Origin of the sequence: Acetobacter sp. (genome assembly GCF_052102375.1) — a bacterium.
GTDB lineage: Bacteria > Pseudomonadota > Alphaproteobacteria > Acetobacterales > Acetobacteraceae > Acetobacter.
In genome coordinates, this window is record NZ_JBQDXI010000031.1 from 1 (window position 1) to 23,424 (window position 23,424).

21 protein-coding genes are annotated in these 23,424 nt (G+C 56.3%); 9 read left to right on the top strand and 12 right to left on the bottom strand.

What is annotated here, in order from left to right; genetic code table 11:
• Positions 1 to 47: 47 nt before the first annotated feature.
• Positions 48 to 560, top strand: a complete 513-nt coding sequence (locus ACTIDN_RS11295; RefSeq protein WP_441377142.1) for a DUF1700 domain-containing protein — start codon at positions 48 to 50, stop codon at positions 558 to 560.
• 18 nt (positions 561 to 578) lie between these two features.
• Positions 579 to 1,364: a GIN domain-containing protein gene (locus tag ACTIDN_RS11300; RefSeq protein ID WP_441377125.1), complete on the top strand. Its 786-nt coding sequence runs from the start codon at positions 579 to 581 to the stop codon at positions 1,362 to 1,364.
• A 35-nt stretch (positions 1,365 to 1,399) separates the two neighbouring features.
• Here the strand turns inward: ACTIDN_RS11300 and ACTIDN_RS11305 are convergent, their stop codons facing one another.
• The gene (locus ACTIDN_RS11305) at positions 1,400 to 1,735 is read right to left on the bottom strand and encodes a DMT family transporter (RefSeq protein ID WP_415507267.1); all 336 of its coding nucleotides are present in this window, start codon (positions 1,733 to 1,735) and stop codon (positions 1,400 to 1,402) included.
• A gap of 12 nt (positions 1,736 to 1,747) precedes the next feature.
• Positions 1,748 to 3,376 (bottom strand): carbohydrate porin, encoded by a 1,629-nt coding sequence (locus tag ACTIDN_RS11310; protein WP_441377143.1) that lies wholly within the window; start codon positions 3,374 to 3,376, stop codon positions 1,748 to 1,750.
• Positions 3,377 to 3,726: 350 nt separating this feature from the next.
• Here ACTIDN_RS11310 and ACTIDN_RS11315 point away from each other — a divergent pair, with 350 nt between their 5' ends.
• From ACTIDN_RS11315 to ACTIDN_RS11335, 5 genes are all read left to right on the top strand, one after another.
• Positions 3,727 to 5,133: a TolC family protein gene (locus tag ACTIDN_RS11315; protein WP_441377126.1), complete on the top strand. Its 1,407-nt coding sequence runs from the start codon at positions 3,727 to 3,729 to the stop codon at positions 5,131 to 5,133.
• Between the two features lie 71 nt (positions 5,134 to 5,204).
• Positions 5,205 to 6,389: an efflux RND transporter periplasmic adaptor subunit gene (locus ACTIDN_RS11320; RefSeq protein WP_441377127.1), complete on the top strand. Its 1,185-nt coding sequence runs from the start codon at positions 5,205 to 5,207 to the stop codon at positions 6,387 to 6,389.
• A complete protein-coding gene (locus tag ACTIDN_RS11325) occupies positions 6,379 to 9,477 on the top strand; it encodes an efflux RND transporter permease subunit (protein ID WP_441377128.1) in 3,099 nt (1,032 codons plus the stop codon). The genes ACTIDN_RS11320 and ACTIDN_RS11325 overlap by 11 nt, the downstream gene beginning before the upstream one ends.
• Positions 9,478 to 9,523: 46 nt before the next feature.
• On the top strand, positions 9,524 to 10,192 hold the full coding sequence (locus ACTIDN_RS11330) for a response regulator transcription factor (protein WP_441377129.1): 669 nt from the start codon (positions 9,524 to 9,526) through the stop codon (positions 10,190 to 10,192).
• On the top strand, positions 10,189 to 11,661 hold the full coding sequence (locus ACTIDN_RS11335; RefSeq protein WP_441377130.1) for a sensor histidine kinase: 1,473 nt from the start codon (positions 10,189 to 10,191) through the stop codon (positions 11,659 to 11,661). The genes ACTIDN_RS11330 and ACTIDN_RS11335 overlap by 4 nt, the downstream gene beginning before the upstream one ends.
• Before the next feature lie 41 nt (positions 11,662 to 11,702).
• Here ACTIDN_RS11335 and ACTIDN_RS11340 read toward each other — a convergent pair whose 3' ends face one another.
• The 9 genes from ACTIDN_RS11340 to ACTIDN_RS11380 form a co-directional block, all read right to left on the bottom strand.
• Entirely contained in the window at positions 11,703 to 12,893 is a 1,191-nt protein-coding gene (locus ACTIDN_RS11340) for an L-dopachrome tautomerase-related protein (protein WP_441377131.1), read from the bottom strand.
• 184 nt (positions 12,894 to 13,077) lie between these two features.
• The gene (serS, locus tag ACTIDN_RS11345) at positions 13,078 to 14,349 is read right to left on the bottom strand and encodes a serine--tRNA ligase (RefSeq protein ID WP_441377132.1); all 1,272 of its coding nucleotides are present in this window, start codon (positions 14,347 to 14,349) and stop codon (positions 13,078 to 13,080) included.
• A 23-nt stretch (positions 14,350 to 14,372) separates the two neighbouring features.
• Complete coding sequence (gene tatC, locus ACTIDN_RS11350; protein ID WP_415507259.1) at positions 14,373 to 15,191, bottom strand: twin-arginine translocase subunit TatC; 819 nt, start codon at positions 15,189 to 15,191, stop codon at positions 14,373 to 14,375.
• Positions 15,188 to 15,862 (bottom strand): Sec-independent protein translocase protein TatB, encoded by a 675-nt coding sequence (gene tatB, locus ACTIDN_RS11355; RefSeq protein WP_441377133.1) that lies wholly within the window; start codon positions 15,860 to 15,862, stop codon positions 15,188 to 15,190. Before tatB ends, tatC begins: the two co-directional genes overlap by 4 nt.
• Before the next feature lie 81 nt (positions 15,863 to 15,943).
• Positions 15,944 to 16,735, bottom strand: a complete 792-nt coding sequence (gene scpB, locus ACTIDN_RS11360) for an SMC-Scp complex subunit ScpB (RefSeq protein WP_441377134.1) — start codon at positions 16,733 to 16,735, stop codon at positions 15,944 to 15,946.
• A complete protein-coding gene (locus ACTIDN_RS11365) occupies positions 16,732 to 17,700 on the bottom strand; it encodes a segregation and condensation protein A (protein WP_441377135.1) in 969 nt (322 codons plus the stop codon). Before ACTIDN_RS11365 ends, scpB begins: the two co-directional genes overlap by 4 nt.
• Positions 17,701 to 17,747: 47 nt before the next feature.
• The gene (locus ACTIDN_RS11370) at positions 17,748 to 18,779 is read right to left on the bottom strand and encodes an SPOR domain-containing protein (RefSeq protein WP_441377136.1); all 1,032 of its coding nucleotides are present in this window, start codon (positions 18,777 to 18,779) and stop codon (positions 17,748 to 17,750) included.
• Entirely contained in the window at positions 18,779 to 20,566 is a 1,788-nt protein-coding gene (gene argS / locus ACTIDN_RS11375) for an arginine--tRNA ligase (protein ID WP_441377137.1), read from the bottom strand. Before argS ends, ACTIDN_RS11370 begins: the two co-directional genes overlap by 1 nt.
• 40 nt (positions 20,567 to 20,606) lie before the next feature.
• Positions 20,607 to 21,794 carry a deoxyguanosinetriphosphate triphosphohydrolase gene (locus ACTIDN_RS11380; protein ID WP_441377138.1) on the bottom strand — a complete coding sequence of 396 codons (1,188 nt, stop codon included), beginning with the start codon at positions 21,792 to 21,794 and terminating at the stop codon, positions 20,607 to 20,609.
• 142 nt (positions 21,795 to 21,936) lie between these two features.
• Between ACTIDN_RS11380 and ACTIDN_RS11385 the strand changes: the two genes are divergently transcribed.
• A complete protein-coding gene (locus ACTIDN_RS11385) occupies positions 21,937 to 22,308 on the top strand; it encodes a HesB/IscA family protein (protein WP_441377139.1) in 372 nt (123 codons plus the stop codon).
• Positions 22,305 to 23,090 carry an exodeoxyribonuclease III gene (locus tag ACTIDN_RS11390; RefSeq protein WP_441377140.1) on the top strand — a complete coding sequence of 262 codons (786 nt, stop codon included), beginning with the start codon at positions 22,305 to 22,307 and terminating at the stop codon, positions 23,088 to 23,090. The genes ACTIDN_RS11385 and ACTIDN_RS11390 overlap by 4 nt, the downstream gene beginning before the upstream one ends.
• 36 nt (positions 23,091 to 23,126) lie before the next feature.
• On the opposite strand, the gene ACTIDN_RS11395 is transcribed toward ACTIDN_RS11390, so the two are convergent.
• A complete protein-coding gene (locus tag ACTIDN_RS11395; protein ID WP_441377141.1) occupies positions 23,127 to 23,270 on the bottom strand; it encodes a hypothetical protein in 144 nt (47 codons plus the stop codon).
• Positions 23,271 to 23,424: the final 154 nt, after the last annotated feature.

The following is a 23,424-nucleotide window of genomic DNA, read 5'->3' on the forward strand; positions in this document are numbered from 1 at the left end:
ATATGGGTCAGAAAACTCTTGCATAACGGACGGTAACCACAGAAGAAATCCGCGTTGAGGAAGCTGTGGCTGATTATGAAGCACATTTTGAAGCTGGCCGCGCTGCTGGCCGCACGGAAGCCGATATCGCCCAACGTCTGGGAGACCCCGCACGTCTGGCACGGGAAATCAGGGCTGAGGCTGGGGTTCGCCGTTGGGAAGATGAGCGCAGCCTTGGGAGTGCCTTGGGGGCCATTGTTGGCATTCTCGGGCTTGCTGCCATTGACCTGCTGATTGTTCTGCCAATTCTTTTTCTGGTTGGCGTTTGTATCCTGGCATTTATTGCCGCAGGTGCAGCCCTTTGCTTGGGTGGGTGCCTTCTCCTTCCTTTCGGCTTACTGGATATTCACCCTGATGTTGGAAGTGACTGGCTCCAAAATGTGATGATCTGCCTTGGTTTGGTCACAGCAGGCATTTCCATCACGTCATTCTGTATTCTGGTCACCATTGGCATTTTCAACCTGCTCATGCGCTACGGCCGGGCGCATTATCGGCTTATTGCTCCTTCGCAAACCCTCTGATTACAGGAAACACAGACCATGATCCGTGGCCTTGTCTTTATTGCCGTTGGCACCGCCCTTGCCTCAGCCCTGTGCTTTGGTGTTGCAAGTTCTCGCGGCCCGATGGACTTTACCCTTGCCAATATAGAATGGGGCCCTGACTCCCCTAACGCAGCGAAAGGCCCTCAAATAACGCGCACACTCCCATGGCAGGGCAGTCATGACCTTACTGTGAATATTGCTGGAACATTCCTTTTTAAACAGGGGGATACACCCGGCATTACAGTCACAGGACCGCAGAAAATTGTAGACGATATAACTTTGAATTCTAATTCACTCAATTTTTCTTCACCTCACCATAGCCTGCGTAGCAGCAAGGTTGTCGTGACTGTTACATCCCCCGCGCTCAACACTATAACACTGAACGGTTTTGGTGCGGTTACTCTGGACAATTACGCTCAGAAAACACTTGATCTGACCATTAATGGTGCAGCCAGTGTCAAGGGCACAGGGTCTGTTGACCGTGTCAAACTGGTTATAGACGGTGCGGCCTCAGTCAATCTGTCCGCAATGGACATGCGAGATCTTGACGTGGAAATGAATGGCGCAGGCTCCGTCAAAGCAGGCCCCACCAACAAAGCCAAGATTGGTATTGATGGTGCTGGTTCAGTCAAACTTACAAAGCGTCCGGCAGAATTCAGCAAACAGATTGATGGCGCAGGGAGTGTGTCCATGCCGGATGGTGCGCCAGCCGTGCCACACGCTTATCAACCTGCCCCCACTGAAAAACCAGACGACCATACGGAAGAGGACTCATCTTTCTGAGCACAAAGGTCCGATGGATAGGGTTACCCTATCCATCAGATACTGCGTGAAAACAGATTGATAACCAACACACCTGCCATAATCAAAGCGATACCAACAAGAGCGGCCCAATCCAGAGATTGCTTGAAAAATACAAATCCTATGATTGAAACAAGAACGATACCCACACCAGACCATATGGCATAAACCACGCCTGTGGGCATTGTACGCATGGTCAGGGATAACAGGTAAAATGCACAGCAGTACCCAACAACACTCCCAATAGATGGCCCCAAGCGCGTTAACCCATCACTTGCCTTCAGGCATGACGTGGCTATGACCTCGCTTACAATAGCCCCCAGAAGCCAGATATAAGTTTTGTCAGCTAACATGACAGACCGCCTTTAAAAGGAAATACGGGAATGCAGGCCAAATACCAGTTCATCTGCAACTTTGTGCCCGCGCCATTGATCACTCTCCAAACCTCCTGATGGGTTAAAAATATATTGAAAATCGGGTTGAAGAACGAACCATGGTTGTACTTCGGCCTGATACGTCAGTTCAATATGGTTCTCCGTGCCGGGGGCATGAAAACCCTGTGTGCGGTAATAGTTGCGCGCGCCAGAGCTTGCGCGGCCAATACCCCGCCCAAACCCCAGCGTGTCATTTTCCCTGCTTGCAAAAGGTGCTTTCAGATTCACACCCGCATCAACGGCATAACTGATCATGTTACGGTCTCCCCCGTTTCCTGTTGCACGCGCAAACACGCCTAAAGAGGTGGGAGATTTACGGTAAGGCCGCCAGACCATCTGGTCCACAATACCATAAAGCAGCCAGTTACCCCGTACCATACGGGGCTGCACCTGCTCCCCACGGGCATAGGCAGCCCCCAGACTTTGCCCGTTACTGGCATACCGCCAGTCTGGAAAACGGCCTGTGTCGTAGTAGCCACCCAGCTTATACACTCCGGGCAAACCATTTCCTTTGCCTTTGAGGTCCGGGTGCTCACTCCCCCCCTCCGGATTAAGGGCATATTGTACCTCGCCAATCAGCATGGCCCCGGTGTTCATGTTAAAACGGCACCCGCAAGCATCATGCGTTGTCTGGCTTGTTGGGTCAGCCGTGTTGCCTTGCCCGCCATTCTGTACGGGAAAAGAGTTAAAGCGGTTACCGGGCGGGTTATCATTGGCGGCCGCAAACATGAGCGTGACATTTGATGCCGCCCGATAGCGTAACCTGACCGCAGGAGACGCTAACGGCCACGATGGCCCACCTGCGTAAAGATTGGCGGACGGCCCCATTGGCCAGCTAAAATTGGAATTGAGATACAGGGCACCATACGTGCTGATAATAAACTCTGAATCCAGATCCTGCTGGCCAAGTTTGATATCCAGCCTGTCATCCCAGAATGCCTGCTCATACCAAAGTTCGAACAGGCGCGTTGACCGATCAGCCTCGATACCGCTTACGGGGTTATAATTAGCCAACCTGTCAGCCGTGATGGAGCGACCGTGAATTTGCAGGGCGCTAATGTTAAACACGCCATCCTTCAACCCTATAAGTTTTTCCAGATCAATGGTCAGGGTTGGCATGGTCACGCCGTTATAGGCTGGCCCTGTCCCGGCTTTATCACCACCATTGGGGGGAATACCCCCTGTCAGGTTGCCCCACAGTTCGTCTACTTCCTGTAGATCAAATGTAATGCCGTATCTGTCCAGCCACGGGCGGATACCGCCCATATTCCCCAGCAGGTTATCATCGGTATCAGAGTCTGTGTCGGTCGTAACATCATCATCCGTGTCTGGCTTGTGCGGGGGAGCATGGGGGACAGGCTGTGCTTTTGCACCGCGCCCGATACGCCCGTCGGTAGCCCTGCCGGGGGCAAGCCCTACCCCGCGCTGCGCACCAGCAAAACGGGGCTTGCGCGGCATACGCATGGACGCAGGGCCAATCCGCTGCACGGCGGGGCCAGAGTCACCCAACCATTCCTGATCAATCACGACCATGCGGTGGTCAGCACGAGGCGAGAGCATTCTGGCTGGAATGCTTGCGGGAACAGGTGGTGTAGAGGGCTGTTCCTGTGCCTGTGCGGGCATGATCAGTGCAACCTTACTCCCCACACAGCACAAGCCTAGCAAGGCATAACGCTTTGCGGCCCCCCTGCTGTTTCTGCGTTTCTTTTTAGCCACCCTTACGTCCCACGCTTTCGTCCATCCCCTGCGCCTGCTTATCCTGCTTTGCTGGTTACCTTAACGCATAATAGCATCTTGGTGTTCAGCTTCCTGTCAGGTTGGTGCGGTATGTCTCCTCTGTCTGCACAGGGAGAGAGAAAAGGGGGTGTGCCATTCCCCTGCTATCCCTGTCTGTTGTACTGGAAAGGTTTATGCTGGAAATGTGGCCTTCCGCCCGCCTTGCTGTAGCTGTTGCCCTCCTTACGGGCTGTGCCACTCCAGCTTGTGCGGAACACTCATGGCAGAGCCAGAGCACTCTATCCGCTCCAGCTTCAGCCGAGCGTCTGCCTTTCACCACGGCTTTGGAACAGGCTTGGCAGCTTGACCCCTCACAGCGCGAACTTCAGACAAACCGAAAAGGCGCACAAGCACGCGCCAGAGCAGCAGCCTCCTGGTTTGCAGGCGGACCAACCGTAACCGGCAACTATTTTGATGATCATGCCATTGGCAGTAACCAAGGCTACACCACTTATCAGGGTGAGGTCAGCATACCGCTTTGGCTACCGGGGCAAGGCAGTGCCACGCGCTCCGTAGCGCAGGCAGAAGCAGAGAGTGCTGAAAAACGCAGTATGGTGGCCCATATGTCTTTGGCCGTCCGGCTGCTGGATACAACAGCCGCCGCCCTGCTAGCCCGGAAGCATCTGGCCACCGCACAGGCTTACACAGCCAGCGCCTTACAGATCAGCAAGGACGTAGCACAAGCCACACGCGCAGGAGAGATGACTGAGGCGGACCAACACCAGGCTGATGCCGCGCTGGACACCGCCAGACTGGACAGCACAGCAGCTCAGGAAGAGTTACAGACAGCCTTGGCCAACCTGAGCGCCCTGTTGGGGGGCACGTCTATCCCGGATATTCAAACCTACACGGCAACCGATAGCGCACTAAACCGCATAAGTGCTCTTACCACCATAGAAGCTCATGACCCCCGCATACAGGCCGCCAGAAAGGAAGTTGACGCCGCAGAGGCTGCCTTAAAACTTGCCCGGCGTTCCTTCATGCCCAATCCGGAAATTGGGGTTGGTGCGATTCATGAAAAACAGTATGCCAGCCCATGGGATAACCGGGTGGGGGTTACATTCAGTGTGCCACTCCCCAGTAGTGTGCATAATGCGCCCCTGCTTGCCGCCGCCAAGGACCGCGCAGCAGCAGCAGACCGGCAGGACGCACTGGCCCACCGCATGGTCCGGCAGGAGGCGGCGCAAATTCGGGCTCATCTCGTTTCCGCCATCACAAGCCTGAATGATGCGTCTTCCGCAGCCACACATTTGCAAAACCGCTCTGCTTTACTGGAGCGTTCATGGAAACTGCGCGAAACCCCGCTTGATGACGTCATGCGGGCACGTCAGGCCGCCTATGGCGCGGCCCTTGCGCGGGACCGGGCAGAAATAGTCTGGCATGCTGCCATTGTACGCGCTCTGATTGCATCCCAAACTTTGCCGGGTCTGGCCACTGGTCTGGCTGACCCAACCAGTGCCTCTGCGGCATGGGCCACCAGTAATAGCTCTGGCAATACAGCCCTAACCATTCCGGCCGCTCTCGACACTGGGGATCCCTGATGGGTGTTTTTGCCAAACCGATGCAGCAAACCAGAGACAAGAAAACCTCTTTTTTCAAGAACGCCCCAAAAATGCCGCCTGCCTTCCTCACACAGTCCTTCATTTTTTTACATGCTGCCGTATGGTCCATTGGGCTTGCCTGCCTACCTGTGGCGAGCCTTGCGGCTGACGGCGGATTATCCCCGCTCACTCTCACACCAGAAGCCAGCCGCGCTGAGGCCCTGACCTATGCGACAGTAGTACCCGGCACAGTAGCGCGCATGCTGCCTGCCATGTCCCGCGTGCAGCCAGACACCACCCATACTGTTACCATTCAACCTGCTGGCAGTGGCAAGGTTATGACTATTCTGGTTTTGCCCGGACAATCTGTACAGCAAGGGCAGCCACTTTTACGCTACCAGAACCACGCACTGCATATTGCCCGCCTGCAACAGGCCCAAACCCGCACGGCCTTGGCAGCCGCCAAAGCCACAGAACAGGAGGCCGCACAATCTTACGCGCGCGGCCATGCTCTGGCGGGACAAACCGTCTCGGTCGGTGAAGCGCAAAAACGGCTTGCGATCTTACAACAAGCCAAGGAAACCGTGGCCGCGCGTGAAGCTGAACTGGGTATGCTGACCCACAGGTTTGAAGAAGAATACACATCCCCTACTGAAACCCATGCAGAAGCAGACGAGACCTCCACTATCATCGCGCCGTTTTCTGGCACCGTCACACAAATAACTACCGCCGTAGCGGCGGATATTGAGCCCACTCAGAACCTTCTTACAGTCAGTGACACACAGCATGTATGGGTTGTGTCCGACGTGGCCCCGCAAGATGCAGCGTTACTGGCACAGGGCGGACGACAGACACTCACATTACCAGATGCCGCGGCCTCCCCCCTCCTGTGTCGTATGGATACAGTAAATACAGTTGCTGACCCCGTGACAGGCTTGGTCCGTATTCTCAGTCGGGTTGAAAACAGCAAAAACCTGTTACGTCCCGGTATGGTTTTGAACAGCCTCCTGCAAACCACGCAACAGCAAAATGGACTAGTTATACCGTCAGAATCGGTACAGATAATTGATGGCCAGACACTGGTTTTTACAAAACAGTCTGACACAAAACTACAGCCTGCACCTGTCACACTGGGGCTGGAAGATCAGAACTCGGTTATCGTGCTTTCCGGCCTGAAAGCGGGGACACAGGTTGTGCAGCACGGCAGTCTGGCTCTTAAGGCAATGACCGTTCTGCCTGCTATGGATGCGGAGTAAGGTCGTGTCCTCTTTTTTCCAAAAACTGGTGTCAGCGCGTTTCCTACTTCTCAGCCTGCTGGGGTTCATCCTGATTGGGGGCGTGGCTACTACGCTTGATTTGCCGGTTGAGGCCGTGCCCGATATTTCACCACAGCAGGTTCTGGTTACAGCCATTGCACCGGGCCTTGCCACGCAGGAAGTAGAGCATTTCATTACCTTTCCTGTCGAAAGCAGCATGGCGGGGCTGCCCGGCATTAAAGACCTGCGCTCCATTTCACGCTCTGGCGTATCTGTCGTGTATATCCAGTTTGAAGATAGTACAGACATCAATCTGGATCGCGCCCGCGTGACAGAGCGCATGGCACAAGCCAAAGCCCTTATCAGCGTACCGAATGTCAGCCTGACCATGGGGCCGCTCATTACCGGTCTGGGGGAAATTTTTCAGTTTCAGCTCAAAGGCCCCGGTTACAGCCTTATGGAACTGAACCGCCTCATGACATGGAGCGTAGCGCCCCAGCTCAAGCTGGTGCCCGGCGTTGTGGATGTGAACATAGGTGGCGGCGCGGAAGAAACATGGGCTGTGACACTCGACCCCGCCAGACTGCTGGCTTACGGCCTCTCTGTGGGCGATGTGTATCAGGCGATTGATGCCAGTAATGCTGCATCTGGCGGTGGCTGGATAGAACATCATGCAGAACAACAGATTGTTGTAGGCCGTGGCCTACTCCGCAATTTGCAGGATTTTGGCACCATTGCTGTCAAAACCCGTGCTGGCGGCACGCCCATTACCCTACGGGACCTCGGGCAAATTTCAACACAGCCCCGCACCCGCCTTGGCGCTGTAACGCGGGATGGTAACGGCGAGATTGTGACTGGCGTTGTCATGATGGAACGCGGTGCCAGTTCCAATGCAACACTGAGTGCTCTGAACGCTGCCCTACCTGCTATTGCACAAGCCCTTCCAAAAGGCGTGAGCATAGACCCCTTCTACACCCGTGCATCCCTTACCCAGCGTACAATTGCCACGGTAAAGGAAAACCTGCTTTTGGGTGCAGCACTTGTTGTAATTGTGCTGCTCTGTGTTCTGGGTAGCTTGCGGGCTGCGCTGCTTATTGCCTCGGTCATTCCGTTTGCCCTGCTCTGCGCCATGACAGGCATGCAGCTGTTTGGCATTTCCGCCAATCTGCTCAGCCTTGGGGCGATCGACTTTGGAATGATAGTTGATAGTTCTCTGGTCGTTGTAGAGCATATTCTCACACGCCGTAACCGGGAGGGGCATATTGCCTTTACAGAGCTTGTGGTGTCTTCAACCTTGCAGGTTATCAGGCCGGTCAGCTTTGCCATTCTGGTTATCATCATGGTGTATCTGCCTATTTTAACACTGCAAGGTATTGAAGGACATATGTTCCGGCCTATGGCGCAAACCGTCATCATGGCGCTGGCAGCCTCCTTACTGTTCTGCCTGGTGTGGGTGCCTGTCCTGAGCGTGCTGGTTCTCTCCCGAACAACGGTACCTGCAGAAACACGCCTGATCGCAAAAATAAGAGATTTTTACGTTCCCCTTCTTCAACAGTGCTACCGCAGGCCGCGTCTTGTCCTAAGCTGTGTCGCTACCGTATTTGGCGTGTCCCTGCTTCTGGGCTGGTCTCTGGGCAGCGAGTTCGTGCCGCAACTGGAAGAAGGCGCGCTAGTTGTGCACAGCATGCATCTCCCCAGCATTTCTCTTGCTGCATCCTTAGAAAACATCACGCAAGAAGAGAAAATTTTAAAAAGTTTTCCTGAAGTTAAAACCGTCATCAGCAACACAGGCACAGCCGCCATCCCGACAGACCCTATGGGCCAGAACGAAACTGACAGCTTCATCATGCTTAAAAACGATGGGCATGGACGCTCACAGTCAGAGCTGGTGGAGGCTATGAATACGGCTTTGCATACTGCCCTGCCGGACGCCCTTTATTCTTGGAGCCAACCCGTTCAGATGCGTATGGATGACTTGCTCTCGGGCGTACGAACCCAAATTGCCATTTCCATTTATGGAGACGACCTTGCAACACTGGCCCGGTTGAGCCAGCAGGTTGTTAAAACCATGCAGAGTATTCGGGGGGCAGCGGATGTGATGTCTGCGGATGATGGTACAGTGCCCTTCCTGCAAATTACAGTAAACCGTGACAACGCGGCCCGCCTGACGGTGCGTGAGCAGGATATTCTGGATACAGTAGAAGCCATAGGTGGCCATATTGGTCGCCCTGTCACACAAGGCAGCAGTATTATCGCAACACAGGTCCGTCTTGCTCCAGCTTACACGGTATCTGCTGACGCCATAAAAAACCTGCGCGTCCGGCAGATAGATGGAAAAGGCTCTGTTCTGCTCTCTCAGGTTGCCGATATTACTGTGCAAGACAGCACACCCCGCATCAGCCGGGACAGCATCCGTCGGCGTATTGTTATTGAAGCCAATGTGCGCGGGCGGGACAGCGCTTCTTTTGTGGCCGAAGCCCAAAATACCGTGAAAAAAGCGGTTCCCCTCCCCCGTGGGTACACCATGAAATGGGACGGCCAGTTTCGTAATCTTGAATCAGCCTCCAAGCGGTTGGGCATTGTTGTGCCTATTGCTCTGGCCCTTATCTTTATCCTTCTTGTTGCAGCCCTTGGGTCCGCGCGTCTTGCCGGGCTTGTGTTCTGCAATCTCCCTCTTGCTGCATCCGGCGGTATTTTTGCGCTTGCTTTGCGTGGGTTGCCATTCAGTATTTCCGCAGGCATCGGCTTTATTGCGCTATTTGGTGTAGCGGTGCTGAATGGTGTTGTGCTGGTCAGCACAGCGGACCACATCCGCAGGCGGGGTGTTTCTCCCCTAAGAGCCGGATTAACCGCAGCGCATGAGCGGTTACGGCCTGTCATGGCCACAGCATTGGTAGCCAGCCTTGGGTTTTTCCCAATGGCGTTTTCGACATCTGCAGGGGCGGAAGTTGAGCGCCCATTGGCCAGCGTTGTTATTGGCGGATTGATTACCTCTACCCTGTTAACCCTGCTGGTCCTGCCACTGCTTTATGCGCGGTTTGCCCCCAGAACGCCCTCAACCGTCTCAACCACAGATACAGCTTCATAAAAACGGCATATCCGACTAGTCTGCCAGAATACGAAGGAGCCAGCCCATGCGTATTCTGGTTATTGAAGATGAGCCATTGCTTGGTGCCGCCGTGCAAGAGCGGGTGCAACACGCCGGACATACGGTGGACTGGTTTACTACACTGGAGGACGCACGCGCCGCCCTTGCCGCCGTGCAGTATGAGTGTTTGGTGCTTGATCTGGGCTTACCAGATGGCAGCGGCCGCACCCTGCTGCGGGAAATACGCCAGACCAGTTCTCCCCTCTCCATTCTCATCACAACGGCTGAGGACCAGATTAGCGACCGCATAGCGGGCCTGTCTGACGGCGCTGACGATTATCTGGCCAAGCCCTATGATCTGGATGAGCTGGTTGCCCGCATAGCCGCCGTAGGACGACGCTACCGCCCCTTGATTGATAACCGGCTTGTGGCAGGCGAAAGTGAAATAGACCTTGAGCGCAAACGCCTGACCCGAAACGGGGAGATTATTGACCTGACTGCCCGCGAATGGACCTTGGTTGAGCTTCTGGCACGGCGTCCGGGGGCTATATGCTCCCGCCAAAAAATTGAAGAAGCCCTCTACAACCTTGAGGAAGAAGTTGGCAGCAATACTGTTGAGGTTTTTGTAAGCCGCGTCCGTAAAAAACTGGGAGCCGATGTTATTCGCACAGTGCGCGGCCGCGGATATTACCTGCAACAACCCCACACAACATGACGCAGCCTTCCCCTCACCCGGCCTCCCGCATGGCGCATACACCAACACCAGCCCATAAAACCGTGCGGCCATGGCGGCTCTCCACCCGTTTGCTGCGAGGAGTGACCGCTGTTGTTATCGGGTGCCTTATTATTGTTAGCCTTCTTACCGTCGCTTTTACAAAATTCGAAATTACAGAACGCCTTGATGATTCCTTGCAAGAAGTTGCCGAGCGGCTGCAATTTGCTGTGCTGGTGCTCAACCAGCAGGGAAGCGGGCATGACATTGCCCATTTGTCAAACATAACCCCTACATCATTGGCTTATCAGATTACCAATGCACAGGGGCAGGTATTACTACGCTCACCCAACGCACCTGAGCAGGCTTTTGTTCTGCGCCATGATGCCGGGTTTTACATGCAGCCCCATTTCAGGGTGTATGTTACCCCAGCCGCGCAGAAAAACCGCTTTATTATGGTTGCTGAACCCCGTGTGCACCGCTCACAGGCCACACACCATGCCATTCTTATTGCCGTTCTACCTATTCTGGGTGCCATACCCTGCATCTGGTTGCTGGTTATGTGGCAGGTACGCCGTAGCCTGAAGCCACTTGTGCAATTGCAGCACGCAATTAGGGAACGGGGCAGCGGCAACCTTAATCCGGTGCCTGACCTCGCTCTACCTCATGAGTTGGCAACAATTCAAACCGCCGTTAATTTACTCTTGGAACGTTTGCATAAGGCCTTGGCTGCTGAACGTGCTTTTGCAGCCAATGCCGCGCATGAACTCCGCAACCCTATTGCCGCATTACTTGCTCAGACACAGATGCTCCGCAGCACTCTCCCGTCTGAAACACCTCCTGATTCCCCCGGCACAACGGCCCGACACCGGGTCGATACCATGATCAGCCAGATCCAACGGCTGAGCCGTATTACTGAAAAACTCCTGCAATTATCGCGTGCTGTTGCAGGAACGGGGTTCCAGCGGCAACCGTTTGACATGCTGGAAGTGCTGAATGCAATAGCCGATGAGTTAGACCCCCCACACGGAGCCGCTCCCCAACGCCTGCTTGTAGAGACAGAGCCTTATACCCGCTTGGTGGTGATGGGAGATATGGACGCAACGGGCATTTTATTACGGAATTTACTGGAAAATGCGCTTCGGCACAGTCCAGATGGCTCGTGCGTACGCGTTGCCGTAACGCTAGATACTGTGATCAGGACAGATGCTGGGTCTGAACCATCGTTTTCTGCGCAACTCACACTAGAAAATGACGCCCCACCATTGCCTGATGCAACACTGTCGGCCCTGACCGACCCTTTTGTGCGGGGTGGGTCTCAGGCTGAAGGAAGCGGGCTGGGGTTAGCTATCGCCCGCACGATCAGCACGCAAATGCACATTCCCATGCAAATTTATTCACCCATTCCCAACCAGAAAACTGGCTTTATGGTCAGGCTATTTTTTCAAATAGACCATTACGAAACCCATTAAATAGCCCGCCCCCTATCTGGGGCGGGCTATAAACAACAACCTTAATTCTGTGGTGCCGCAGCAGCTTGCGACAGTGCAATCCGTACCAGAATATAGGGCATTTCCTGCTTGTCCTGCCCGCCATTAAACACCGGCAACCTTGACCACTGACCTACTGTCAACAACAGGCTATTGCCATCCTGTGCAATACTGTCCGGCGCAATCAGGCGCGCATCCTGCGCCACCAGTGACAAGGCACCATCTGGCGCACGGCGTATAACAGCATGACGTTCAATATCCGTCAGATACAGGCTGCCGTCAGGTGCGGTGGCCATGCCATCCATAATCCCGACCTCGCCTTCATCCTTGACGGCGGCTTCAAGAGTTTTTTCAGGCGTATTGAAGTTGGCCAGAAGTGTTGTGGGCGCACTATAAAGGCGACGGGACGACAAAGGAGACCAGTACAGCCGGGATGAGTCTGCGCTTAGCGCCACACCATCCACCCCGCCCTGTGCCACAATAGGGTTCAGCGTGGTGTAGCGGCCCAGTTTCAAGTCAGACTGCATGACAAGCCCCGGTACGGCGCTGACAGAAAGCGTATCCGCCAGCACACGGCGCATCAGGCCTGTGGTCAGGTTTACAACAATCAAGGCCGGATGAGTGGTCTGTGATGTATCACTGACATACGCTGTCCCTTCACTGCCATGGGTCAGATCAATCCGCACGTCATTGACATGACTGTCCGGCAAAACTGCTGGTGCGATAAACGGAAAACGCTGAACAATCTTGTTCTTTTTAGGATCAATGTGAATAAGCGTAGGCTTTGCCTTAGCCTTGCTGCCCGCTTTTACCCCCTCATCCAGCAGCCACAACTGGCCGTTGGCATCCACTGTCATACCAAGAGGAGAAATCAGAGCATTTTGCGCGCTGCGGCTTGGAAATGGCGTGAGTTTTCCCTCCGTCCAGACTGCCAACACAGGGCCTTCATGGTTCTGCGCGCTGGTCGGCAGGGACAGCACAATGCGCCCATCTGGCAAACGCGCAATACCAGAAGGCTGAGCAACGGTGAAGCGATCTGCCACCGTGACATTCCCTGTGCCTAAAGACGCGTGGTCAACGCTGTCTGCTGCCCCTGCCGTGCCGGACAAGGCGACACCTGCCACCGCTGCACACAGCATGGCACGCAGTGCCTTCATAGACCCCATCATGCCGCCGCGTGGCGTGGCATGATCCTTCACATGAAAACGAGGCATAAGGCACGACTTCCTTTTTAGCTTTTTCTGACCTGCACAAATTACAGGCCCAGTTTACATCAGTATGCGCAGTCTTGGCTGGCGCATACAGCAAGTCAAGATTGTGTATCGCACTGCTTAAAAACAAAAAAGCGACCTTCTACAGGCCGCTTTCCTGACACACCAAACGTGAGAACATGTGTGTTTAGGCGCTGATTTTCTCTAAACCACCCATGTAAGGGCGCAGCACAGCAGGGATGGAAATGGAGCCATCTTCATGCTGGTTGTTTTCCATCACCGCAATCAAGGTACGGCCTACTGCAAGGCCAGAGCCGTTCAGCGTGTGAGGGAAAAGCGGTGCCCCACCCCCTTGTGGACGGAACCGGGCATTCATGCGGCGCGCCTGAAAGTCCTGCGTGTTGGAGCAGGAGGAAATTTCACGCCAGGCATCCTGCCCCGGCAACCAGGCTTCAAGGTCAAATGTTTTGGCAGCCCCAAAGCCTGTATCGCCTGTACACAGCAGCACACGCCGATACGGAATGCCCAGTTTTTCCAACACAGCTTCTGCACACCGCGTCATACGCTCATGCTCGGCATCGCTCTCTTCTGGCGTGGTGACGGAAACCATTTCCACTTTTTCAAACTGGTGCTGGCGCAGCATTCCACGCACATCACGCCCGGCAGACCCGGCCTCACTCCGGAAACACTGGCTCAGGGCCGTCATGCGCCGTGGCAGGCTGGCGGCATCCAGAATGTCTCCAGCCACAGACGCTGTCAGCGGCACTTCCGCCGTAGGAATCAACCAGCGACCATCTTCCGTCCGGAAAGACTGGTCAGAAAACTTCGGCAGTTTATCCGTGCCATACATGGCGGCGTCATTCACCAGCACGGGCACCTGTGTTTCCGTATAACCATGCTGGTCTACATGCAGGTCGAGCATGAACTGTCCCAGCGCACGGGCCAGACGGGCCAGAGCCCCACGTAATACGACAAAACGTGCCCCGGACAGCTTGGCAGCTGTGCCAAAATCCATCTGACCCAGTGCTTCACCCAGTTCAAAATGCTGGCGGGGCGTAAACGCAAAATTCGGACGCGTACCCCATTCATGCTGGACCACGTTGGCTGTTTCATCCGGGCCATCTGGCACACTTGGGTCCAGCCTGTTGGGCAGGGTTTCCAGCAGAGCTGTTGTATTGCCCTCAAGCGCTGCCACTGTGGCTTCCAGCGTTTCCATATCAGTCCGCAGGGCTACTGCTTCTGCTTCCAGTGCAGACGTGTCACCGCCATCCCGCTTAAGGGGGCCAATTTCCCGCGCCAGAGCCTTGCGGCGGGTCTGCTTTTCCTGCAACGCCGTCTGGGCGGCACGGCGCTCTTCATCCCATGAGAGAATTTTCTGCGCCACAGGTTCCAGCCCACGGCGGGCAAGGTCAGCATCAAATGCGGCTGGGTCTGCGCGAAGGGCGCGAATATCATGCATGAGTTAGCAGGGCCTCTGTTGCGTTAGGATACAGTATCGGATGGGTCTGTTTCTGTCTCAACCAGCTGCTTGGGTTCAACCAGCCGTGCTGAGAGAATGGAAATTTCGTAAAGGATGACCAACGGCACGGCCAGCCCAAACTGGGTAATAACATCAGGCGGCATGACAATGGCCGCAATGATAAAGGCCCCCACAATGGCATAGCGTCTGAAACGCTTGAGCATGGCAGAGGTCACAATACCAACGCGGGCCAGAAGGGTCAGAACCACTGGCAGCTCAAACGCCACGCCAAAAGCCATGATCAGCTTCATAACCAGAGAGAGATATTCAGACACCTTGGCCTGAAGCTCTATCTGCATGCCATCCGTCCCGCTTGGGGACTGAAAGGACAGGAAAAACCGCCACGCAATGGGAAAAATAAAGTAGTACGCTAACGCTGCCCCGAGCAAAAACAGCAGCGGTGTTGCGATTAAAAACGGTGCAAAAGCCCGTTTTTCTGAGCGATACAGGCCGGGCGCTACAAAGATCCACGCCTGTATGGCCACAACGGGAAATGAGAGAAACGCAGCCCCGAAAAACGCCACCCGAATATAGGTGAAAAATGCTTCGTACAGAGCAGTGTAAATCAGATGCGGCTGCTCACCCTGCTGCCGCATGATTTCACCCAGCGGCCGCGCAAGAAAGAAATAGATGCTGCCCGCATAATGGTAGCACAGCCCGAAGCACAGCAGAAAAGCCAGCCCGGACCAAAGCAGACGGCGACGCAGTTCAAGCAGATGGTCGATCAGCGGCATGGGCTGATCGTGAATAGGGTCTTCGTGCAGGGTTTCCGTCTCCGTCATGGCTGGGGCGCCACCTTTTGCGGGGCGGTTGCGTCAGGACTGACCGCCGCCATATCAGACTGTTCCATACGTCCCGGCCCCGGCATAACACGCTGTGCGCCGTGCATAATCCTTACTGGCGGCAGAATGGCGGGCGGATGCAGGTGCTCCCGCTCACGTACAATACGGCGCACCACAGAAGGAGGAAGTTCCGGTGGCGCGTCAATGACCTCGGCTTCCACATTCGGGTCTTCATGCTGGTCTGTCTGCCAGCTTGCAGCCGGAGGAAGGCTGGGCAAGCCCACGCTGCGCTCTTCCAGCATAGGCGAGGAATGACCTGCGGCAGGGGGCGGCGCATCCAGCGCCCGTGGCCCTGCTGGCGGGCGCATAACCGGCCCTTCCAACGGTGAAGACTGAAACGTGCTGGCCAGCGTACCATCAGCATCAATCGCCTTCATGATGCGGCCACGCACGTTGAGGTTCTTGAAATCCCTCACATGGTCGCGCACTTCGGACAGATCAGCCTCACGCACCATTTCATCAACATGGGATTGAAATTCGCTGGCCATAGCGCGGGCTTTTTTAACCGCTTTTGCAAGACCGCGGATGGCAACAGGCAGGTCCTTTGGGCCAATAACCACAAGGGCCACGGCACCAATCAGCGCAATTTCAGACCATGCAAAATCAAACATCTACCGTGCTCTTGTCTTCGGGCGCGCCGGGTCTCTGGGCGTAGGCTGCGCGGCTAACTGGCTGAGTAAGGGTATGGTTTATCATGCCCCGTCTGCTGCGCAAACATCCGGCGCTGTAGCCGGTTCTGGTGGGGTGGAAGCATCGCCCTCCGAAGGGTCAGCCTCTGTGGTCGTATCAGCGGGGGAAGTCTGGGGTTGCTCGGGCTTACGGGCTGGCGGCATAAGGTCTGGCACATCAACCAACAGCTCCTCCCGGCGCGGTAGATCTGACAGGCTCCGCAGCCCAAAACAGCGTAAAAATTCAGGGGTCGTGCCCCATAGCACCGGCCTGCCCGGCACTTCTTTCCGGCCTTTGGGGGCCACCAGCGCCGCTTCTATCAGCGTGTCCAGCACGGTCTGCCCAAGGCTGACACCGCGAATTTCCTCTACCTCTACGCGGGTGCAGGGCTGATGGTAGGCAATAATAGCCAGTGTTTCCATGGTGGCACGCGGCAAGCGGCGGGGCCGGTCCAACACACGGGTAAGCGCTGGCGCCAGATCTGGCGCGGTGCGGAACTGCCAGCCGCCACCTACTTCCACCGGCACAACACCGCGGCCTTCATAGTGCCGGATAACAGCAGCCAGAACAGCCTGCACAAAAGCACTCAGATTATCCACGTCTCGCGGCACAAGCTGTCGCCCCTCAAGCAATTCCGCGATACGGCGCAGGCTAACTGGCTCCGTGTTTGCAAACAGGAGGGCCTCTGTCAGGCGCACGGCTTCATCTGGCACCGCAATGCTATCGGCTGGCGGAGTAGAGGCTGCCTGCAGGGTTCCATCTTCCTGATCTGGCAGATCTGCTGCATCAACGGGAGCGGAAGGGAGAGTGGTCATGCTGATATTTGCCCCGTTGCTTCTACCGGCTTTTCTTCCTGTTCAGCCGTATCGTCATCATTGTCTGCCAGATGGTGGGAACGCAGCAGAATCTGGCCGAATGTTTCGTCCTGCCGCAATTGTAGTTGCCCACTTTTGGCAAGTTCCAGACCTGCAATAAGGGTTCCTGCCATTGCGGCGCGCCGCTGGCGCACGGCGTCCTCACCCACAGCGGCACCGGGGAGGGTCTGTGGCATGAAGGCATCCAGACTACTCCAACCGGGCGGTGTTTCACCCAGCAGGCGCGTCAGCCGTGACAGGGCATCCTGCACGGTCCAGAATCGGATGGTACGTGGCGCATAAATGCGCTTGCGGGCCGTGCGCCGCATGGCCGCCATGTAAGCCCGCATAAGCTGCGGCATATCCAGCGCCAGCCCTGACCGATCAATCTCAATCAAGGTTTCGGCCTCACCGCGTGCCCACACGTCCCGCCCCAGACGGGGCCGGGCTTCCAGCCATCGGGCCAGTTCACCCATACAGGCCAGCTCTATCAGCCGTTCCTGTAGCAGTTCAGCGGCGTCTTCGCCTTCTTCTGCAAGGTCATCTTCCGGTGGCAGGAGCAGGCGGGATTTAAGCCACGCCAACCACGCCGCCATAACCAGCCAGTCTGCCGCAAGTTCAAGCCGTACCTTCCGGGCGGACTCAACTATGGCCAGATATTGCTCCACCAGTTGCAGGATAGAGATACGGCTGAGGTCCACTTTCTGTGTGCGGGCCAGATCAAGCAGAAGGTCTAGCGGCCCTTCAAACCCATCCAGTTGCAGTAAGGGAACACGAAGCTCCACACCCTCTGCGGCTGCACCGCTCCCCCCTTCCTGCGGCTGGGTACCGGGCAGGATGGCGTCCGGTATCATAGCGGGTGGGGCGGATGTGCCGCCCCCTTCTCCCAACCCGGATGCGGGCAGTGCCTGATGTTCGCCATCCATAAGATCGGTCTTACCTTAGCTGTCGCGTTCTCATGCAGCCATAAGGCTTACTGGTGCACCTGAGCACAGGCCAAACCACGGTCCCGCACCGCGCCGCAGAACGCCCGCGTGTCTGCAATGGAGGCAAACCCGCCCACACGCAAACGGTAGAACACGGCATTATCCCGCACTATTTTTTCAATCACAGGCGTACGGTCTCCAAACAGTGTTGGATACCGTGTTTTGAGGCGGCTCCATTCCTGCATGGCCTGTGCCTCGGACTGAAGGGCAGCCAACTGCACCCGATATTTTCCACCAGCCACCGCGCTTGGTGCTTCGGGTTTTTCAGGCGTGGCGGGTTTTGCCGGTGCTTCTGCCACTGGTTTCTTGGCCGCAGGCTTTGCCGGAGCTGGAGCTGGAGCCGCTGGCGTGGATGCAGCCTCGCTATCCCCAGCGGCAGAATTATCCTCACTCCCCGTCCCGGCTTCCGGCAGGGTTGTTGGCTGTTGAGTGTCGTCTGCTGGAGTAGCCGGGGCAGCAGCAGAAGCCGTTTTATCGTCACCTTGTGCGGGAGACGTTGCCTCAGGCGTGGTTGGTGTAGCAGGGGTAGGAACTGGAGGCTTTGCAGCATTCTCCGCCGCATCCGTCTTGGCCGCTTCCTGCCCGTACTGGGCAGCCAGCCCCTTGGGGTTTGGTTTTTCTGGTGCTGGTACGGGGTGTGCCTGCCCGTCATCCGCTTCCGGCATGGTCACGCCATCAAGCTGCATCCCGCCCGGATCAACCGGTTTTGTACGCATGGAAACAGCAGGAGGCCCGAGCACGGGAATACCGCTCTGGTGGTGGCCTAATAAGGCCCAGCCACCAATACCAACAAGCAGCACGGTGCCAAGACCGGCAGCACCATAGACAAGCCTGCGCGTACCCGCGTCACTATTCAAAAACTGGCCCAGCGCCTGAGACACCACGCCTCCTTCCACAGGCTTCCCAACGGGGGGAGCGCTGCGGCGGGGTGCGTCATCATAATCAGCGCTCATACGCTCGCGGGCACGGCTGGTTTTATCGTTAGACGTAAACGGGTCTTTTGGTGTTTCGTCATTCATCAGCGCATTTCCTCCACAGGTGCTACACCCATGACTGCCAGCCCGGAACGGATAACCGTAGCTGTAGCCGCAACAAGGGCTAGACGCGCACGGCTTGCCTCTGGCGCTTCGGGCTGAAGGAAGCGCAGGGAGGCATCATCACGGCCACGATTCCAGAGGGAATGGAAGTCCCCTGCCAGATCGGCCAGATAGAAGGCAATACGATGAGGTTCCCGCGCATGAGCAGCGGCCTCAACCAGACGCGGCCATTCCGCAATACGGCGCACCAAAGCCATTTCTGCATCGGACTCAAGTGCAGCAAGGGACGTGGCGGCCAGAGCTTCTGCCGTAGCAGCGCCGTAAGACCCGTCTTCTACCGCCGCCCGCAGAACAGAGCGGCAACGGGCATGAGCATACTGCACATAAAACACAGGGTTATCGCGTTGCTGGGCCACAACGAGGTCGAGATCGAACTCCATCTGAGCATCGCTCTTGCGGGTCAGCATGGTGAAGCGGACGGCATCCTTACCCACTTCGTCAATCAGGTCCCGCAGCGTCACGAAGGTGCCTGCACGTTTGGACATTTTGACTGGCTGACCATCACGCAGAATATGGACAATCTGGCACAGCACAACTTCCAGCGGCACTGTGTCATTGGTGACGGCCCGCACGGCAGCCTTCATGCGTTTGACGTAGCCGCCGTGATCCGCACCCCAGATGTCAATCATCACCTGTGCGCCACGGGCAGCCTTATCCGCATGGTAGCCAATGTCATTTGCAAAGTAGGTGTTAGTGCCATCAGACTTCTTGAGGGCACGGTCAACATCATCCCCAAACTGGGTAGAGCGGAACAGGAGTTGCTCACGTTCTTCCCAGTCATCAGGCAATTTGCCCTTGGGGGGCTCCAGCACGCCTTCATACAGCAGGCCTTCTTTTTCAAGGCGCGTAATGGCCGCATCCACCATGCCCTCCCGCAGCACCTGCGCCTCGGATGTAAACACGTCATGCGTGACGCCAAGGGCTGCCAGATCCTGTTTAATGGCTGCCATCATGTGGGCGACGGCAAAGCCACGCACGGTTTCCAGCCATGTTTTTTCAGGAGCGGGTCGGGCATCATCCTCCGCCAGCTTACCGCCAAATTCCGCCACAAGGGCTTCCCCTACCGGAATCAGGTACTCGCCTTTATATTGCAGGCCATTGGGTGTCAGAGCGGCAAATTCATCTTCAGTCAGCGTGGTGCCGAGCGCTTGCAGGTAACGCCAGTAAGTTGCCCATGCCAGCGCCTTAACCTGTGTTCCGGCATCGTTGATGTAAAATTCCTTGGTGACATCAAACCCGGCTTTACCCAGCAGATTAGCCAGCGCATCCCCCACCACAGCCCCACGGCAATGGCCTACATGCATGGGACCTGTGGGGTTTGCGGACACATATTCCACGTTAGCGCGCACACCATGGCCTGCCTGCGAATCGCCATAGGCCTCGCCAGCAGTCAGCACATGCGGGAGTACGCTACGCAGCACATCCTGATTGAGCGTGATGTTAACGAAACCAGGCCCCGCGGCCGCAACCTTGGCAACACCCTCCACTTTCTCCAGTGCTGCAACCAGATCCGCCGCAATATCGGCTGGTTTGCGGCGGGCCGCCTTTGCCAGCAGCAGGGCCGCGTTGGTTGCCATGTCACCATGGGCCGGGTCACGGGTAGGGGTTACTTCTATGCGGGCCAGTGTTTCTTCCGGCACGTCGGGTAACAGCCCCTGCACGGCGGCCAGGACGTGGTGACGGTAACGCTGGAACAAACACTCAGACATGCACTTAAAAATCCTACAAAAAAGCAATCAGGCTGCGTTTTCAGCCTGCTATTGAGAGATCCGTCAACCGGCGATGTTCTTCCATCGCGAACCGATCGGTCATGGATGCCACATAATCCGCCACTGCGCGGTGCCGTGTTGCATCATCCCCCGCAAAAGCAGCCTCCTGCCAGCGGTCTGGCAGCAGTTTAGGCGACTCCGCAAGAATGGTGAACAGTTCTGCTGTGACACGCTGGGCTTTATACGTCATGCGGTTCACACGCCAATGCCGGTAAAGCTTTGCAAACAGAAATTTTCTGATCCCCTTATTCGCCGCAGCCATGCCCGGACTAAACGCCACGACCGGGGCAGAGGCCGCACGAACATCCTCCACCGTTTTGGGCGCAAGGTCCTGCAAGTTCTGGCGCGTGGTTATCAGCACATCCGTTGCCAAGGCATGAATGACGCGGCGGACAATCTCATGGCGTACACGCTGGGTCTTGCGGGGGGTATCCGTGTACTGCGCGGCCAGAGTACGCACATCTGCCAGAACTTCGCCTACCAGAGGTACGTCCACGAGGTCATCAAGTGAAAGCAGGCCAGATTTCACGCCATCATCAAGGTCATGACCGTGATAAGCAATATCATCCGCCAACGCTGCTACCTGCGCTTCTGTCGAGGCAAAACTTAGCAGGTCGAGGGACCATTGAGCATCAAAGTCCTGTAACCACGGCGCTGGCTTTTTGACCGGACCATTATGCTTGGCCAGCCCTTCCAGAGTTTCCCATGTCAGGTTCAGGCCATCAAACGCCAGATATCGGCGTTCAAGCACGGTCACCTGCCGCAGTGCCTGCGTGTTATGGTCAAACCCGTTCCAAGGCTGCATCTGGGCGGCAAGAGCATCCTCTCCCGCATGGCCAAACGGGGTGTGCCCCAGGTCATGCGCAAGCGCTACGGCTTCCGTCAGGTCTTCATCCAGTTGCAGGAAACGGGCCATGGAGCGGGCAACCTGTGCAACTTCCAGAGAATGGGTCAGCCGGGTCCGGAAGAAGTCCCCCTCATGGTTAATAAACACCTGAGTTTTATATTGCAGCCGCCGGAAGCCAGAGGAGTGCACAACCCGGTCACGGTCCCGCTGCCACGGGGAACGTGTTGGAGATTCTTCTTCCCGGTACAGTCTCCGCCCCCGGCCCTCGGCGGGCTGTACGGCATAGGAGGCTAGGTCTGTATGGGCGGCCTGTATTGGCATCTATACTGCATCCTGCTCCGGTCTGGCTGCACCGGTAGGGTAAAGCCATGGTCGGCCCGCACAGTAAGACATTCCGGGAAAATTGACCATCTCTGCCGCAATGGCCCTTCAAACTAGCCTGCCTGCACGCTATCTATATCCCATGACCCAGCCACAGCCCTTCTCCGTGTCCGATGCAGCCGCCGCGCGCATTGCCTCGGTCCTTGCCAGCCGCAAACGCTCTGCGGCGGAACAGAACACCACCCCGCCCGTAGCACTCCGCGTGGCTGTGGAAGCCGGGGGCTGCAATGGTTTTCAATATCAGTTCAAGCTCATCCCGCAGACTGAGATTGAAGCTGACGATACCCACCTTGAAAAAAATACGGCCCTTGTTGTGGTAGACCCGACAAGCCTTGACCTTCTGGCTGGAGCCGAGCTTGATTTTACGGACAAGCTGATGGGTGCCCATTTTACGGTTAACAACCCTAACGCAGCCTCCTCCTGCGGGTGTGGCACGAGCTTTTCCGTCGCATGAAACTGGCCACGTGGAACGTCAACTCCGTTCGTCAACGCCAACATCTGATTCTGGACTGGCTGGAACGCCACAAACCCGATGTCTTGATGATGCAGGAAATCAAATGCGAGACGGCGCAGTTTCCCGCACAGGCTTTTGCCGAAGCTGGCTACCAGTGTGCGGTTGTGGGGCAGAAGTCCTACAATGGGGTTGCGACATTGGTACGGGGCGCATTTGAGGTCTGTACCGATCACCTCCCCGGTTTTGATAATCCTGCCGCCCGTTATGTTGAAGTTCGCACACAGGGCCTGACCCTTGGCAACCTGTATCTGCCCAACGGCAATTCAGGCGGCGCTGAAGGCTATGCAACCAAACTGGCATTTTTTGACGCTTTGGCTGCCCGTGCACGTGAACTGCTACGCACGGATACAAACTTTATTTTTGCGGGTGATTACAATGTATGCCCGAAGCCCGAAGACTGCGCCCCCGGCGCTTTGGGGCCAGATGATGCCTTGGTACGCCCCGAGACCCGCGCAGCCTATAACCGCCTTCTCTGGTTAGGCCTGACAGACGCTCTGAGAGCTTTGCAGCCCTCTGGCAAGGCCTACACATTCTGGGACTATCAGGCTGGAGCATGGGACCGGGATAGCGGGTTGCGGATTGACCATGCCCTCCTCTCCCCCGCAGTAGCTGAGCGGCTCCTTACCGCCACACCAGATAAAGCAGAACGGGCATGTGAACGCCCATCCGACCATGTCCCGCTGATTATTACGTTGCAGGACACCCCTCAGGCTACTGCCTGAGGGAAGCCAGTTTAGGCTCGCCAGTGCCATCGGCCTTCAAATGCCACGCTGGCGGGCACTGCTCATCAGGCCACCTTCAATTTTCTTTCGTAAAATGGCTCTTGTTTCCAAAACAAACAGAAAATCTACGCCGAGAAACACAAGTGTGAAGTCGACCAGCGCCCGGCGTCTGAACTCCATATTGCACTGACCCTCTGTCCCGAAGGCACGGGCAGCATTTTATCGGCTTCACTTTGTCATAATGACCCCTCAAAACATCACTGCCGACCTACGATAGACGGCGGATTCAACCGGTCGTCGCAACACCTTCGATTATATGTTGTTTGAGCAGTTG